Source organism: Quadrisphaera setariae (assembly GCF_008041935.1).
Lineage (GTDB): Bacteria > Actinomycetota > Actinomycetes > Actinomycetales > Quadrisphaeraceae > Quadrisphaera > Quadrisphaera setariae.
Window position 1 is genome coordinate 290,188 of record NZ_VKAC01000004.1, and the last position, 14,867, is coordinate 305,054.

Below are 14,867 nucleotides of genomic sequence, written 5' to 3' on the forward strand. Positions count from 1 at the left end.
CCTCACCCGGCGTTCGCGGCTGTGGCGGGCGCTGCGGGAGCGACCTGCACCACCGTCCGGTCCCGGCCCAGCTCCTTGGCCCGGTACAGGCAGTCGTCGGCGGCCCTCACCGCCGCCAGCAGCTCCGCGCGCGACGCACCGCGAGGCTCCGCGCCGGGGACGACCACCACGCCCACGCTGACCGTCACCGACCACTCCGCCAGCCACTGCGCCGCCCGGGACCGCAGGCCCTCGGCGCACTCGTGCGCACGGTCCGCGGGCACGTCGGTCAGCACGAGGAACTCCTCGCCCCCCAGACGCACGGCGAGGTCCGTCGCCCGCGTCTCGCCCGCCAGCCCCGCGGCGAAGCGGCGCAGCACCTCGTCGCCCACCTCGTGGCCGAAGGTGTCGTTGACGGCCTTGAAGTGGTCGAGGTCGAGCACCATCACGCAGCGGAACCCCGTGGGGGCGTCCGCGGCGCCCGGCAGCCGCTCGTGCAGCCCGCGGCGGTTCAGCAGCCCGGTCAGCGGATCGGTGGCGGCCTGCTCGCGCAGCGCGCCGAGCGCGCCGCCGAGCTCCGAGCGCAGGCGCAGCACCACCTCGGCGGTGCCGAGGAACGCCAGGACGGGGACCGCTGTCAGCGAGACCCACTGCAGGACGCCGTCGGCCACCGCCTCCATCACCACGGCGGCACCCACGACCAGCACGGCCATGACCGTCCGGCACTGGCGGGGCGACAGGTGCACCGCCGCGTACACGGCCAGCGGCAGCAGCAGCACCACGTTGAGCATGCCGCCGGAGCGCGTCTGGTTGGCCAGCACCGAGAGCACGACGACGCCCTGCAGCCCGCACACCACCGCCGTCAGCGCGGCACCGGACCAGCGCTGACCAGAGGCGAGCAGGGCGGCGCCCACGGCAGCGCCGGTCACGAGGGCGGCGGTGAAGGCCACGGTCCACGCGCCCGGGCGCAGGGTCGTCGGGTCGAAGGAGGCCACCACGCCGACGGCGACGGCGGCCAGCACCAGGCAGGCCAGCACGCGGGCGCGGAGGCGCCCGTCCGCAGCGCGATCCGGCACGTCGCTCCTGCTCGGGACAGGCCCGCGCACACCGCGGGCAGGTCCTCCTCCATCGGCCGGCCGGGGCCGCGCCTGGAGCCGGACCGGAGCCGCCTCGTCCGGTCGGACGACGCGGCTCAGCTGAACGCGGGCGCCTCCCCGGGCTCCACGACTCGGCGCGGACGGGGCCGGCGGGGTGTGAGGCGCACCGGGGGCAGCGGCGGGGACGGGATCCGCTCGGAGGCGGCGTGGCCGGGCACGCGGCCGAAGCGCTCGGCGGCGGCGTCCGGGTCCTCCCAGTCGGCGCGGGCGGCGGCGACGTCCTCGTGGGTGCGCCCGATGAAGTTCCAGAACATCACCAGGTCGTCGGTGGTGGGCACCCCGCCCAGCAGCAGCTGGCGCGCACCGTCGGCGTGCCGCAGCCGCAGGCTGGTCCGGCCCGGCGCCCAGTGCCGCAGCGCCGGCGCTGCGCCTCCCGCGCCGTCCTCGTCGAGGGTGAGCAGCGCGTGCTCGTGGGTCGGGTCGACCTCCACCTCCACGTCGGCGCCGGCGTCGAGCACCACGTCGGCACCCACGAGCCCGGGCGCCACTCCCGCGGGCGAGGTCGCCCCACCCAGCGACCCCACCAGCACCGTGGCCCGCACGCCGCCGCGCGCACCGCCGACCTCGAGCACCGGCAGCTCGCGCTGCTGCTCGAAGCGCGGCGGGCAGCCGTCCTGCTCGCGCGGCAGCACCACCCACAGCTGCACCGCGGACAGCAGCGGGGGCTGGCCGGAGCCGGCCGGGAGCGAGAGCTCGCTGTGGGAGACCCCCCGCCCGGCGGTCATGAGGTTCAGCTCCCCGGGGCGGACCACCACGTCGCTGCCCACGGAGTCGCGGTGGCGGATCTCGCCGGTCAGCGGCCACGTCACCGTCTGCAGCGCCGTGTGCGGGTGGGGCTGCACCCGCATGTCCACCCGCTGCGGGCCGATCCGGTCCAGGAAGCACCACGCCCCCACCGTCGGCACCTCCCGGTGCGGCAGCCACCGCTGGACGCTCATGCCGCGCACACCGCCCAGCGGCACCTCGCGCCCGGTCAGCAGCCGGTCCGGCGTCCCCTCGTCCACCCGAGGAGTCTCCTCCCCGCAGGATGTGGGCGTGACCGCCGCTCTGCTGCTGCGCCGCTGCCGCCTCGCAGGGGCCCCCGCCGGGCCGGACGGGCTCGTCGACGTCCTCCTCGACCGCGGACGGGTCACCTCCGTCCGCCCGACGACGAGGGGCGGCGCCGTCCCTGAGCGGGTGGTCGACCTGGACGGGCGCTGGCTGCTGCCGGGCCTGTGGGACGAGCACGTCCACCTGGGCCAGTGGGCGCTGGTGCGCCGCAGGCTGGACGTGTCCGCGGCGACGAGCGCCGCGGACGCCGCGGCGGCGGTCTTGCGACGCGCGGCGGCCGAGCGCGGCACGAGCAGCGGCGCGGGGGTGCTGGTCGGGTACGGGTTCCGCGACGGGCTCTGGACGGACGCGCCGTCCGCGGCACTGCTCGACAGCGCCGTCGCGCGAGCCGGCGACCCGCGGCGGCCGGTGGTGCTCGTCTCGGGAGACCTGCACTGCTCGTGGCTGTCGGCGGCAGCGGCGCAGCAGGTGGCCGCCCCGCTGGGCGTGGTCCCCGACGAGCACGGGCTCGTCCGCGAGGAGGCGGCGTTCGCGGTGCAGCGCGCGCTCGGCAGGGTCGGCGAGGCGGAGCTGGACGCCGCGGTCGCCGACGCGCTCGCCGAGGCCGCCACCCGCGGCGTGGTGGGCGTGGTGGACCTGGAGATGACCGACGCCCCCGGAGGGACGGTCGCCGTGTGGGCGCGCCGCGCGGGTGCGGACGGGGCGGGGCGGGCGGCGTCGGCCGGGCTGAGGGTGGAGGCCGGCACCTACCCGCAGCACCTGGACGAGGTGGTGGCCAGCGGGGTCCGCGGCGGGACGCCGCTCGCGGGAGGGGACCCGCTCGTGCTGGCCGGGCCCCTCAAGGTCATCACCGACGGGTCCCTCAACACCCGCACCGCCTGCTGCCTGGAGCCCTACCCCGGACGCACCGGCCCCGGCAGCCGCGGGGAGCTCACCTGGCCGCCGGAGGCGCTGCTGGAGCTCCTCCGCCGAGGTCGCGCCGGAGGGATGCTGCCGGCGGTGCACGCCATCGGCGACGCCGCCGTGCGCGCTGCGCTCGACGCCCTCGAGGCCGTGGGGGGCGGCGGTCGGGTCGAGCACGCCCAGCTGGTGGCCGACGACGACGTCCCCCGCTTCGCCGCGCTCGGCGTCGTCGCCAGCGTGCAGCCCGCCCACCTCCTCGACGACCGCGACGTCGCCGAGGTCCACTGGCGCGGCCGCACCGGCCGGGCCTTCCCGCTGCGCGCGCTGCTCGACGCCGGCGCGCGCCTGGCGATGGGCTCGGACGCGCCCGTCGCGGCGCTCGACCCGTGGCTCGCGGTGGCCGCCGCCGTCGACCGGACCGACCCGCGCGCGCTCGCCGGGGGGCACCCCCGAGGGGCGTGGCACCCCGAGCAGTCGATCACGACGGCGGAGGCGCTGGCAGCGAGCGCCCGGGGCAGGTCGGTGGTGGCGGTGGGCGACACCGCGGACGTGGTCGCCCTGGACGCCGACCCGCTGGCGGACGGCACGGCCGCGGCCGTGGCGCGCGGGGCCGCGCGCGTGGCCATGACGGTGGTCGACGGCCGCGTCGTGCACGCCGACGGCGTCTCGTCGGTGGTGTCGGCGGCTCGCTGACGATCTCCGGCGTCCCCCCGCAGGGGGGTTCGCAGGGCTACTCTCGGTGATCCTTCCGAGCGTCCTCCCGTGCAGGGCGCTCCGTCCCCCGAGGAGCCCCGCCGCAGTGCCCGAACGCCCCGCCGCCAGCCCACCGCTCGCCGAGGCGAGGCCCGTCCGCCAGCCACCCGCGCACCTCGGTCGGGCCTACGCGAGCGCCTTCGTCGAGACGGGCGTGCTCGAGGTGGTGCTCCCGCAGACGGAGCAGCTGCCGGCCACTGCGGTGACGACGACGACGACGACGGCGACGACGGCGACGACGGCGGCGACGGGCTCGCTCGTGCCCGCGCCGCGCGCCGCGGTGACCTCCGACAGCCCCACCCCGGTCGTGCCGCAGGCGTCGTGCACGTGCCCGGGCCGGGGACGCGGCCAGGGGTCGGACGGCCGTCGAGCGGGAGACCTGCTCACGGGGGTGGCGATCGGCGTCGTCCTGGGGCTGCTGGCCGTGGTGCTCGCCGGCCTGACGGCCGCGCAGCTGGGCGTCCTCCCCCGCTGACCGACGAGGACGGGTGCAGCGCCTCGAGAGCTCGGGGGGCGGGAGGAGCACACGAGGAGCGCAGGACGGGTCGGCATGATCGGTGCGCATGAGGTCGAACACGGACCGCAGCGCCCGCACCGCCTTCGACGCGGTGGCCGACGCCTACGAGGCCGCCCGCCCGCGGTTCCCCGCCGAGCAGGTGGCGCGGGTCCTGCGGTGGGCGGGTGTCGAGCCCGGGCAGCGGGTGCTGGAGGTCGGGGCGGGCACCGGGCAGCTGACCAGGGCGCTGCTCGGTGCGGGTCACCCGGTGCTGGCCGTCGAGCCGGGCCGGCAGATGGCCGGGCGGCTGCGCACCCTCGACGGCACCGGTGCGCTGCGTGTGGAGCAGGCGCACCTCGGCGAGGTGGACCTGCGCGGAGAGGCCTTCCCGGTGGTCGTCGCCGCGAACAGCTTCCACTGGCTCGACCCCGCCGTGGAGCACCCCGTGGTGGCGGAGGCCCTCGAACCCGGGGGCCGGCTCCTGCTCCTGTGGACCTTCCTCCTCTCGCGCGACGACGCGGTCGCGACGCTCGCGGCAGACCCAGTCGTGGGGCCGGAGCTGGGCTTCCTCGACGTGCGACCTGACGCGGAGGAGCACCTGGAGCGCACCGCCCGCGACGGGCGGGCCGAGCTGGACGCCGCGGGCCTGTTCCGCGTGGACGCGTGGCAGTTCGACCGCCGGACCGAGACCCGCGACGCGACGGGACTGGTGGCGCTCGTCCGCTCCTTCGCCAACGTCGCCGCGCTGCCTCCGGAACGGAGGGCGGCGCTCGAGCAGCGGGTGGCCGACGTCCTGGCCGACGGCTCGCAGCGCGACGTCTCGCTCGACGTGCTGACCTGCGCCGTCCTCGCGTCGGGGGCCGCCGACCTCAGCGCGGGGTGAGCCGGTCTCGCAGCAGACCCACCCCGTGCCCGGTCAGGGCGCACCAAGGCCGGCCGGGGCGGCCGGTCATGACCAGGAGCAGCGCGCTGGCCGAGGGGCCACCGCACGTCCAGGCCGTGGGCGAGGAGGTCCACCAGCGGTGCCTCCGGGCCGGAACCGGGCGGGGTGGACCTGGAGTCCGGCTGCTCGCGGAGCACGTGCAGCAGCTCCGAGAACGGTCGGCGGGCGAGGCGGGCGGTCACCCGCTCGTTGGCGCGGTCGGACCTCCCACCAGCTGCCAGCACCTGCAGGACCACGGCGGGGACGCTGACCTCCAGCGGGATGACCAGGTGGGCCACCACGTGGTGGACCGTCCACGCCGGGCACAGGCTCGGGCTGGCCTGCTGCTGCGGGGCCGGGTCTGCGAGCTGGGCCGCGAGGGCCCGCCGCTCGTCGGCGATCACGGCGAAGAGGTCCGCGGGCCGGTGCTGGCAGCGCACCTGGTGCTGCGGCCGGCTTCCGGACCAGCTGATCACACTGGTGCCGTGGACCTCGCGCTGCGCTCAGACCCTCGACCGACCACCTCCGAGGAGGGCCCCCACCGCCAGCTCGACCAGCAGGCGCCTCCGGAGCTGTGGGGGCGCCTGGTGGCCGAGGTCTTCGCACTGCCGCACGTGCGGGAGGGGCACAGCCAGGTGTCGCCGGCGTCATCGCGCGCTGTGCTCTTCGACGACCTGGACGCGGTGGCCGACGCCTCGACGTCGTTGGCGCCCCTGCCTCCGCTGGAGCCCGTGCACCTCCACGGCGTCAGCGACACGAGCCTGCACCTGTGCCTGCCGAGCGAGCGGGCCCGCGAGGTCTGCGACCTGGGCTGGGGCGAGCCGCACGAGTACGCCGACCACGACACGGAGGTGATGCTCTACGGGCCGCGCACCGAGGCCGAGCTCGCTGTGGTGCTCGCCCTGGTGAGGGAGAGCCTGAGGTTCGCGCGCGGTGCCGACCGCTGAGAGCGCGTGTTCGAGGACGTCGTCGACGTCGTCCCCTTCGAGGTCCAGGACCGTGGAGCACCGTGCTGTCGGGGCCACCCCCACCTCCTCGGCCCCTTCATGCGCGCCGGGTGGTCAGGAGCTCGGGAGGGAGCTGTGATCTCGTGGCGAGGTCGTCCGGGCAGACTCATCCGGGTGACGGAGCACGCACACGCAGAGCACGACGACGCCGACCACGACGCCGACGCAGCCCCCGGCTGGGACGCCGTCGAGGCCGCGGTGCAGTCGGTCACCGCAGTGGAGCCCGTCCACTTCGCGGTCGGCGGCCTCCCAGACGCAGGGGGCGTCTACGCCGTCGACGGGTACCGCACCGCCGACGGGTGGCTGCTGGTCACGCTCGGCCTGAGCGAGCTGTTCGAGAAGACCAGCGACGACCCGGCCACCAGCGGCTGGGGCCTGGAGCTCACGCTGCGCCTCCCCGCCGCCCTCGACGAGGAGCAGCCACCCGAGTGGGCGCTGAGGCTGCTGGTGCGTCTGGGCGACCACATCGACGAGACCGGATCCGTGGTGGGGGACGGGCACCGCTTCGACCCGGGAGGTCCGATCACGGGCAACCCCGACACCCGTCTGAGGGCCCTGGCGTTCGCGCTCGACCCCGAGCTCGGAGGGGTGGACACCCCGCACGGGCACCTCGACTTCATCCGCGTCGTCGGCATCACGGCGGACGAGCTCGCCCGCATGCAGGCCACCCGCACGCGACAGGTGCTCGACGAGCTGCAGCGCTCCCCCGCCGTCGGCCCGCTGATGCTCACCGACCCCGGCCGCTGACGCGGTGGCCCCACACCCTCAGGGGTTCGTCTGTCCGAAGGCAGCTGACCCGGCCCCGCCTCCGGGAGGGGGCTCCAGGGACATCGCCATCGCCACACCGCACACGCCGAGCCATCCGCGTGCGGTGGTCGAGCGTCCCGGCGCGAACCACGCCGGCGTCGGAGGGCGCAGCTGACCGAGGTGCGCCGTCCAGAGGTCGAGCAGCCCGAGCGCCACCGCGGTCGGGAGCAGCTCGACGAGGGCCGCCGCCTCCGGGCGGTGCGCCTTCAGGACCGACCGGGCAGCCCTCAGCTGCGCAGCGACCTCGTCGCCGGAGCGGGTGCGTCGTCGTCCTGCGTGCACGCCTCGGAGGTGCTCGAGCAGTCCCACGGGCAGCGCGTGCGCGCTCGGCGCGAACCACCCGCGCTCGACGACGTCGTCGTCCAGGGCAGCCAGCACCCGCGGGACGTCGGCGTGGGCGCGCACCCGAGACAGGAGCCGGTTGGGAGTGTCCGCGACGAGGGTCAGCAGCAGCCGCTCGTGCGAGCGGAGGGTGTCCGCGCTTCCCGGGCGAGGCGCCCCTCGGTCGAGGGCGGGCCACGGCTCGTGCTGCGGATGGGCGGTGCGGACCTGCGCGAGGTCGGTGGCATCCAGGCCGACCGGTGGCGCCTCTCCCGGCAGCAGGAGGTACCAGTCCAGGGCGTAGCCGAGCGTCGGGTCGTTGCCTGCGTCGTCCACCCGGAGGTGCCCGCGAGCGGCCAGGTCGAGCACGGTGGCGGCGAGGTGCCTCCGCTGGGCGTGCCGCAGGTGGAGGGCGCCCAGCTCAGCCGGTGTCGCCAGCTGCAGGACCGGGTCGCTGCTCACTGCTGCGGCTCCTGCGGACGGGAGGACCCACTCTGCCGGGCGGAGTGCCGGAGGAAGGCCTTCAAGCCCGCCACCCCGAAGCACACGAAGCCCAGCACGAGCAGCACCACCTGCGCCGCTGTTCCCAGACCGTCGTGGGGCAGGACTGACGGGGCCCGCGAGACGAGCTGCACCACGACCATGCCGGTGACGAACCAGCCGACGGTGCGCCAGGTCCCCCGCTCGAGGCCTGCGAGCCCCGCCGGCCGTGAGCCGACCGGCGGCGCGTGTCCAGCCGCCCTCGTCACCGCGCCGCTGGGCTGGGCTCCACCCGAACGGGCGGCGTCCCAGCGCCGGCCAGGATGCAGCGCGGTCGCGTCACCCCAGGCGTTGCGGCGCGTCCTACCCGGTCGGCGGATCGTCAACCCCCGCCCGTCGAGGTCGGTGGAGAACGGGTGACTGGCCGCCCACCGGAAGAAGACCATCTGGAAGACCAGCAGCGCCGTCCAGCACAGCGCGGCTCCGGCGTGGCCGTCGAGGGCCCTGGACACCGCCAGCACCCCGCTCGTCACCGCCGTGAACAAGCAGGCCGTCGCGGGAGTCGGTGATCCCTCCTCGCGGTCGCTCCGCAGCAGGCCGGTGAGGTCGGGCACGGCATCCGCCACGGACGTCCGCTCGCCTGCCGGACTGGTGCGCTCTGGCCCCACGGCCCGCTCCTCCCACCGGTGCTGCACGCCGCGATGATCAGAACCTAGGACGCTCAGGCACCGGTCCGCACCCCGAAGATCGACGGGTCCGCAAGCTCCGCCAAGCCCGCGATGATGGTCGTGTGAGCGGCACGCGCAAGATGACCGTGCACGACGTCGCTGCCCGCGCGCACGTCTCCGCGCAGACCGTCTCGCGGGTGGTCAACGGCTCGCCCCACGTCTCAGCAGCTATGCGGGCGCTGGTGCAGCGGGCGGTCGACGAGCTCGGCTACGTGCCCGACCCTGCCGCGCGCTCCCTGCGAACGGGCCGCAGCCGGCGCATCGGCGTCCTCACCCACCAGCTCACCGCGACCGGTCCGATCGGCAACACCGCGGCAGCTCTCGCCGAGCTGCGCGCTGCCGGCTACGAGCTCGATGTGGTGCCCCTGCCCGACGACGTCGGCGACGACGAGGGAGCCGCCGTGCGAGCCGTGCGCGAGGCGATGTCCGGCTTCTCCAGAACGGCGTGCTCGGTGATGGCGCTCGCGCAGACCGAGCGCATCAGAGACGCGGTGCTCGCCGTCGACATGGGACTGCCGGTGTACGTCGACGAGCACCTCGGGCGCGGGACGGTGGACCGCCCGGGCGCGGAGGACCTCGTCGGACGGGCCGCGGCCGGGCACCTGGTCGCACTCGGTCACCGCGGTGTCGCGCACCTGCCCGGCCCGGCGGGGTCGCTGTCGGGGCGCTACCGCGCCGAGACCTTCACCGAGGCGCTCGCGGCGCACGGCGTGCCGTGCGCGACGTGGACCCCGGGTGATTGGTCAGCGGGTTCGGGCTACCGCATCGCCACCACCGCGGACCTCACCGGGGTGACCGCCGTGTTCGTCTGCAACGACGCGATGGCTCTTGGCGTGCTGCGGGCGCTGCGCGAGCGCGGCGTGGGCGTGCCCGGTGAGGTGTCCGTCCTGGGCGTCGACGACCTGCCGGAGTCGGAGCACACCTCTCCCTCCCTCAGCTCCGTGCACCACGACACCGCCGCCGAGGGCCGGTTGGCCGCGCGCGTGCTCCTGGCCGACCTGACGAGTGGCGCACGGCCGGACCCGGCGGAGCACCTGCGCGTGGAGGTGCGCGCGCGGGAGAGCACGGCGGCTGTCGGGGTGGCCCGGCGAAGAGGTGATCGTTAACAGGTCAGATCCGGCCGTCGCTGCGGCGGAGAGCTCCTAGCGTCTGCTCCTCGTGAGCCAGCACTCCACCGCCGGCGGCTTCGACCGCAACGCACGGGTCGCCATCGCGACCGAGGGGCTGTGGGCGCTCTTCGGCACCCCCGCCCTGTTCTACGTGGCCGTCTACATGACGACCGGCGGCCTCAGCGCCGCACAGGCGGGGCTGCTCATCTCGGTCGGCACCTACCTCGGCTGCGTGTGGCAGTTGTTCGCCGGTGCCATCACCGACCGGTGGGGACGGCGGTGGACCACGACCGTCTTCGACCTCCTCTCCTGGGTGCTGCCGATGCTGGTGTGGGCCTGCGCGCAGGACGTGTGGTGGTTCCTCGCCGGGTGGGTGCTCAACTCCGCGGCGAAGGTGGTCGGCGTCTCCTTCGGGCTGCTGGCCGTGGAGGACTCCCCCGAGCACGTCCGGGCCCGGATCTTCGCGGCGCTGAAGCTGATCGCGCTGCTCGCAGGTCTGTTCGTGCCCCTCGTCGGCCTGGCCATCACTCGGTGGGGACCCGAGACGGCCTTCCGGTGGCTGTTCGGCATCGGCGGTGTCTCGATGCTGGCGCACGTCGTCGTCCGGCACGTCCTCGTCAGGGAGACGCGCGCGGGTGCGGAGGCGATGGCGGCCCACCGGCCGGCGGGGTTGAGGACTGGCCTGTGGGTGAGCGTGACCGCGGTGGTGCGCGCCTGCCAGCGCGGCGGGGCTCGACGAGTGGTGGTGGTCTACGTGGCGACGACGCTGGCCTCCCAGCTGACCCTGTTCCAGGCGCTCTTCCTCACCGACGCGCTGGCCGTCTCGCCGCTGTGGGTCAGCGCGGTGCCCGCAGTGGGCGCGCTGGCGTCGCTGGCCTGCTACCTCGGGGTGATGCCGCGGTGGGACAGGCGCCTGTCCGCGGGCCGCGCCACCGCGTGGGCGCTGGTGGTCGCGGTCGCCGGGTGGACGCTGTTCGCGGCGCTGCCTGCTGCGCCGCCGGTCGCCGTCGTCGTCATCGCGGCGGGGGTGGCCGCTGCGGGACCGTTCCTGCTGGAGTCCTACCGCGACGCGGTGGTGGTCGCCGCGGCCGAGCCAGATCGCACCGCCAGCTTCTACGCGGCGGTGCAGACAGCGGCGAGCTTCGCGGCGGTGCCCGTGGGACTGGTCGCGGGGACGCTGTACGACTGGTCGCCCCGGGGACCACTGGCGCTGTCGGCGGTCCTGTACGCGGTGGCGCTGATGGCCGCGCTGCCCGCGACGTTCGGGCAGCGCCCTCAGGGATCGGTCTGACGCGGTGGAGGACGTCGGTGGGCGTGGCCGTGACGGGCGTCCCGCCGCACCGCGGGCGGCGAGAAAGCGGGTGTCAGGCAGCACCTGCGGCTGCCAGGGTGCGGCGGTGACCACTGCACCTGCCTCGTCCATCGACGGGTCCCGCGGCTGCCTCATCCTCTCCGGGGTTCCGGGTGCGGGGAAGTCCACCGTCTCCGCGCTGGTCGCGCGGGCGCTGCCCCGCTGCGCGGTCGTCAACGCCGACGCCCTGGCGATGATGGTCCGCAGCGGGTGGGTCGGGCCCGCCGACGAGCCCGCTGACGAGGCACGGGCCCAGCTGGTGCTCCGCGCCCGTGGAGCGTGCCTGCTGGCCGGGTCCTTCTCCGAGGCGGGCTTCTTCCCCGTCATCGACCACGTGGTGGCTGACGCCGCGATGCTCGACGCGATGCTGGGGTGGCTGGCACCGTCGCCGGTGTGGCTGGTCACGCTGGCACCGGACCTGACGACCTCCGCACGCCGCAACGAGGAGCGGCCCGTGGAGGAGCAGATCGACTACGACATCTCGGGACTCGACGCCAGGATCCGGGAGGAGCTCCGCGACCGGGGCTGGTACTTCGACACCTCGGCTCTGGACGCCGCGGCCACAGCGCGGCGCATCCTCGACGAAGTACCCCGGCGAGCAGTGGTGCTGCGGGGCTGACGGGTCCCGCCGGGACCTGCGGGGGGCCTCCGCCGGGCGTGTTTTCCTCACGTTCTGTGAAGCTGCGATCACGGTTCTGACCTGGGGTGATGAGGCCCACCGGGCTGTCGGTGGTGACCTCTAGCGTCTTCGACATGACCTTGAGTGCGCCTCCGGTGTGGGCGGTCGGTGATGATGCCGACCCACCCACCGCGCGCACTGGCTCACCCGAGGTCGAGGACTCTGCCTTCGACCTGGACGACCACGACGACGAGCACCTGGTCCGCTTCAGCGCCCCCTGGTGGACCCGCGTTCTGTCCGAGGACCCGTTGACGGGGTCCATCGCCGAACGTCGCCGGATCCGCCCCGCCATCGCCGCCGCCGTCACCGGGGATCCCGGCCCTGCGCAGCTGGCGGCGTTGGACGCCCTGCAGGCCGCCCTCGGGCAGGCCTGTGACATCCCCGGGCTGGGCCTGTCGAGCAGGGAGTGGACCGAGGTGGTCGCTGCCAGCGACCGCTGCGCCTCCTACCTGCACGCCCTGCACCTGTTCCTCATCGCCGGCCTGGACGTCGCCAAGCTGGCTGAGGCCCCCACGCGAGCCCAGGCCAAGGACTCGCGTCGCCCGGCCTCTGATGAGCTGGCCCCGGTGCTGCGCATCGCCGGGCGCACCGCCACCGCGCTGGTGGGCCTGGCCCGCCAGCTCACCGACCTGCCCGCTGCCGAAGCGGCGCTGGTGCGGGGGCAGATGAGCCCGGCCCAGCTGCGGGAGCTGGCCACGGTGTGCCGGCGCCTGCCCGAGGGACCCGCCGGCCAGCACGCCCGGACGGTGGTGGAAGCGCGGGCGGTGGCTGCGGCGGCGACGTTGAGCCGGGCCCGCCTGGCGCACGTGCTGGAGGAGGCGGCGCTGGCGGCGGATCCGGGGTTTGCGACGCGGTCGATGGCCGCGGGCATCGGCGAGCGGGATGTGGTGCTGCGGCCCTCGCCGGTGCCGGGGTGCAAGCGGGTGGTGGCGGATCTGGAGGCGGCGGATGCGGCGCGGGTGTGGCAGGTGATCGCCCAGATCGCGGCCAACGCCAAGGACGGTGACACCTACGCCACCGACAGCGCCGATGACGCCGACAGCACCGACAGCGCTGAGGGGCAGAGCGAGCAGCAGCGGGAGGAGGAGGACCAGCGGACGGCGGCGCAGATGCGCGCTGATGTGCTGGTGAGCCTGGTGGTGGGGGACTTCAGTCCCACCCCGCAGCTGGTCGCCACCGCCCTGGGCCAGCCCGTCCCCACCGCTGACCCCAACACTGCGAGCGCCGACGCCGACGCCACTCCCGACGCCACTCCCGAAGACGCCGACGAAGACGCCGACGAAGACGCCGACGAAGACGCCGACGAAGACGGCGACGAAGACGCCGGCGAGGACGGCGGCGAGGACGGCGGCGAGGACGGTGAGCAGGTGCCGGTGAGCGGGCTGGTGCCGGACACCCGCGCCCTGGTGCGCATCCCCACCCCCGAGCAGCGGGCGCGGCTGTCGGAGGTGCACATCGTCGTCTTCGCCGACGACCTCGCCGACGACGACGGAGGCGAAGACTCCGAGGGTGATCTCGACGGGACTGATGGTCCCGAGAGCCCTGAGGGTCCCGGTGAAGGCCCCGGCGAGGGGCCTGAGGGTGGGGTCGATGACGGGTTGGTCGGCGAGGGCCCACCGCCGCGGCCCCAGGGAGGCACACCGACCCCCGCCGACAGCGACCACCCCTCCGGGGCACAACCAAGACCCGCGCCGTCCGCGCCGTGCCTGCCGTCCCCGCGGGGCCGAGAACGGCCCCGCCCCACAACTGCACACCCCGCAACCGGCACCACCGACCCCACCGGCTCAGGCACCGGCACAGGCACCGGCCACCCCACCGGTCCCGGCGGCGCTGGCGCGCGCCTGCACGCGGCTCGCCGCACCCGCGCGGCTCGCCGGGCGCTGGCCGGGTACGGACCCTTCGGCTACATCCCGGGCATCGGACGCCTCGCCCCGGACACCACCCGCGCTGCGATCCGCGCCGCCCGCTGGCGCCGCCTGGTCGCCGACACCGCCACCGGGGTGCTGCTGCACCGCTCCCGCTGGACCCTGCCCGCCCCCGACACCCTCACAGCCACGACCACCCGCGCAGGCCTCAACGACACCACCGGCAGCACCACCGGCACCACCACCCGCAGCACCGCTGAGCACCTGGGCGTGCTGCTGGACCAGCACGCCGCCCCCCATCCGAACGATCCCGCCACCCGCGTCGAGGTCACCTACCGGCCTTCGGTGCTGCTGGCCGCCCACGTCCGCTCCCGCGACGGGGTCTGCATCTCCCCGGTCTGCCACCACCCCACCCGCGCAGGAGGCACCCAGCTGGACCACACCACCGCCTGGGGACCTGCCACCCCCACCCGCGTGCGCGGAGGGCTCACCGAAGCCGGCAACCTGGGGTGCATCTGCCAGCGCTGGCACACCGCCAAGACCCACGGGGACTGGGACCTGCACCAGCCCAGTCCGGGTTCCTTCACCTGGACCTCACCGACCGGGCGGGTCTACCACCGCAGGTCCACCCCGCTCCTACCCGACCTCGCCGATGCCCTCCCATGACGCGGACCCGGGTCCCGTCATCACCTTGTCTGCAGTCACCGGAGGTGGAGCTTCATGCCTTCGTGCGTAGCAGCGAACCCGAGGCGCTCGTAGAAGCGGTGGGCATCGGTGCGCCGCTTGTCGGTGGTCAACTGGACCAGGGCGCAACCTCGTCGGCGCGCCTCCTCCGCCGCCCATCCGACCATCGCCGTCCCGAGTCCGCTGGACCGGTGAGCAGCCGCCACGCGCACCGCCTCGAGCTGGGCGCGCAGCGCTCCACGACGAGCGAGCCCCGGCAGGAAGCTCAGCTGCATCGTGGCCACCACATCTCCGCAGCGGTCGTCGTCATCCCCGTGCGAGACCGCCACGGCCACCAGCAGCAGGTGCGCTGGGTCTGCGTCGATGGCCTCGAAGGCACTCAGGTACGGCTCCAGCTCGCGTACGTCCGCAGCACGGTCTCGCGAGGCACCGAGCTGGTCGTCCGCGGGCAGGGCTACGACCTGCCGGACGTCGCCCGCTGCTGCCCGGCGCAGCCGCACGGTCGCGGCCGAGGTCACCAGATCGACGTGTTCCTCCACCGGGCCAGGATCTTGTGACCGCACCTGCCACGCTCAG

The 14,867-nt window shown here is 75.3% G+C and carries 14 protein-coding genes and 1 pseudogene; 9 read left to right on the top strand and 6 right to left on the bottom strand.

The genetic code is table 11. The features are described from left to right. Window positions 1-2: 2 nt before the first annotated feature. Both FMM08_RS08545 and FMM08_RS08550 read right to left on the bottom strand, forming a co-directional pair. Window positions 3-1,055 (bottom strand): GGDEF domain-containing protein, encoded by a 1,053-nt coding sequence (locus FMM08_RS08545; protein WP_147925901.1) that lies wholly within the window; start codon window positions 1,053-1,055, stop codon window positions 3-5. 116 nt (window positions 1,056-1,171) lie between these two features. After that, a complete protein-coding gene (locus tag FMM08_RS08550; RefSeq protein ID WP_222710561.1) occupies window positions 1,172-2,140 on the bottom strand; it encodes a pirin family protein in 969 nt (322 codons plus the stop codon). A gap of 31 nt (window positions 2,141-2,171) precedes the next feature. Between FMM08_RS08550 and FMM08_RS08555 the strand changes: the two genes are divergently transcribed. From FMM08_RS08555 to FMM08_RS08565, 3 genes are all read left to right on the top strand, one after another. Then, window positions 2,172-3,782, top strand: a complete 1,611-nt coding sequence (locus FMM08_RS08555) for an amidohydrolase (RefSeq protein WP_222710562.1) — start codon at window positions 2,172-2,174, stop codon at window positions 3,780-3,782. Between the two features lie 106 nt (window positions 3,783-3,888). Then, entirely contained in the window at window positions 3,889-4,317 is a 429-nt protein-coding gene (locus FMM08_RS08560; protein WP_147925903.1) for a hypothetical protein, read from the top strand. An 88-nt stretch (window positions 4,318-4,405) separates the two neighbouring features. Then, the gene (locus FMM08_RS08565) at window positions 4,406-5,221 is read left to right on the top strand and encodes a class I SAM-dependent methyltransferase (protein ID WP_147925904.1); all 816 of its coding nucleotides are present in this window, start codon (window positions 4,406-4,408) and stop codon (window positions 5,219-5,221) included. Between the two features lie 20 nt (window positions 5,222-5,241). Here FMM08_RS08565 and FMM08_RS24080 read toward each other — a convergent pair. After that, window positions 5,242-5,736 (bottom strand): annotated as a pseudogene (locus FMM08_RS24080) (maleylpyruvate isomerase family mycothiol-dependent enzyme); the annotation flags it as partial. 9 nt (window positions 5,737-5,745) lie between these two features. Here FMM08_RS24080 and FMM08_RS23345 point away from each other — a divergent pair. Together FMM08_RS23345 and FMM08_RS08580 are read left to right on the top strand one after the other, a co-directional pair. Next, window positions 5,746-6,207 carry a luciferase domain-containing protein gene (locus FMM08_RS23345; protein ID WP_222710563.1) on the top strand — a complete coding sequence of 154 codons (462 nt, stop codon included), beginning with the start codon at window positions 5,746-5,748 and terminating at the stop codon, window positions 6,205-6,207. A 174-nt stretch (window positions 6,208-6,381) separates the two neighbouring features. Next, entirely contained in the window at window positions 6,382-7,014 is a 633-nt protein-coding gene (locus FMM08_RS08580) for a suppressor of fused domain protein (RefSeq protein WP_187279629.1), read from the top strand. An 18-nt stretch (window positions 7,015-7,032) separates the two neighbouring features. Here FMM08_RS08580 and FMM08_RS08585 read toward each other — a convergent pair whose 3' ends face one another. Both FMM08_RS08585 and FMM08_RS08590 read right to left on the bottom strand, forming a co-directional pair. Further along, window positions 7,033-7,857, bottom strand: coding sequence for a DUF2207 domain-containing protein (locus FMM08_RS08585; protein WP_147925906.1), 825 nt, complete (start codon window positions 7,855-7,857; stop codon window positions 7,033-7,035). Continuing rightward, window positions 7,854-8,501 (bottom strand): hypothetical protein, encoded by a 648-nt coding sequence (locus tag FMM08_RS08590; protein WP_147925907.1) that lies wholly within the window; start codon window positions 8,499-8,501, stop codon window positions 7,854-7,856. The genes FMM08_RS08585 and FMM08_RS08590 overlap by 4 nt, the downstream gene beginning before the upstream one ends. A gap of 164 nt (window positions 8,502-8,665) precedes the next feature. On the opposite strand from FMM08_RS08590, the gene FMM08_RS08595 reads away from it, so the two are divergent. The 4 genes from FMM08_RS08595 to FMM08_RS08610 all read left to right on the top strand — a co-directional run bounded on the left by FMM08_RS08595 (window position 8,666) and on the right by FMM08_RS08610 (window position 14,273). Then, window positions 8,666-9,709 (top strand): LacI family DNA-binding transcriptional regulator, encoded by a 1,044-nt coding sequence (locus FMM08_RS08595; protein ID WP_147925908.1) that lies wholly within the window; start codon window positions 8,666-8,668, stop codon window positions 9,707-9,709. Window positions 9,710-9,761: 52 nt separating this feature from the next. Continuing rightward, on the top strand, window positions 9,762-11,003 hold the full coding sequence (locus FMM08_RS08600; protein ID WP_147925909.1) for an MFS transporter: 1,242 nt from the start codon (window positions 9,762-9,764) through the stop codon (window positions 11,001-11,003). 106 nt (window positions 11,004-11,109) lie between these two features. Then, window positions 11,110-11,682 (top strand): AAA family ATPase, encoded by a 573-nt coding sequence (locus FMM08_RS08605; protein WP_187279630.1) that lies wholly within the window; start codon window positions 11,110-11,112, stop codon window positions 11,680-11,682. A gap of 134 nt (window positions 11,683-11,816) precedes the next feature. Beyond that, the gene (locus FMM08_RS08610; RefSeq protein WP_147925911.1) at window positions 11,817-14,273 is read left to right on the top strand and encodes a 13E12 repeat family protein; all 2,457 of its coding nucleotides are present in this window, start codon (window positions 11,817-11,819) and stop codon (window positions 14,271-14,273) included. 35 nt (window positions 14,274-14,308) lie between these two features. Here FMM08_RS08610 and FMM08_RS08615 read toward each other — a convergent pair whose 3' ends face one another. Beyond that, complete coding sequence (locus FMM08_RS08615; RefSeq protein WP_222710564.1) at window positions 14,309-14,830, bottom strand: GNAT family N-acetyltransferase; 522 nt, start codon at window positions 14,828-14,830, stop codon at window positions 14,309-14,311. Window positions 14,831-14,867 lie beyond the last annotated feature (37 nt).

What these genes read in the sequence shown, in the direction of transcription:
- FMM08_RS08565 (WP_147925904.1), top strand. Translation starts at nt 4,406, where the DNA reads ATGAGGTCGAACACGGACCGCAGCGCCCGCACCGCCTTCGACGCGGTG.
- FMM08_RS08610 (WP_147925911.1), top strand. Translation starts at nt 11,817, where the DNA reads ATGACCTTGAGTGCGCCTCCGGTGTGGGCGGTCGGTGATGATGCCGAC.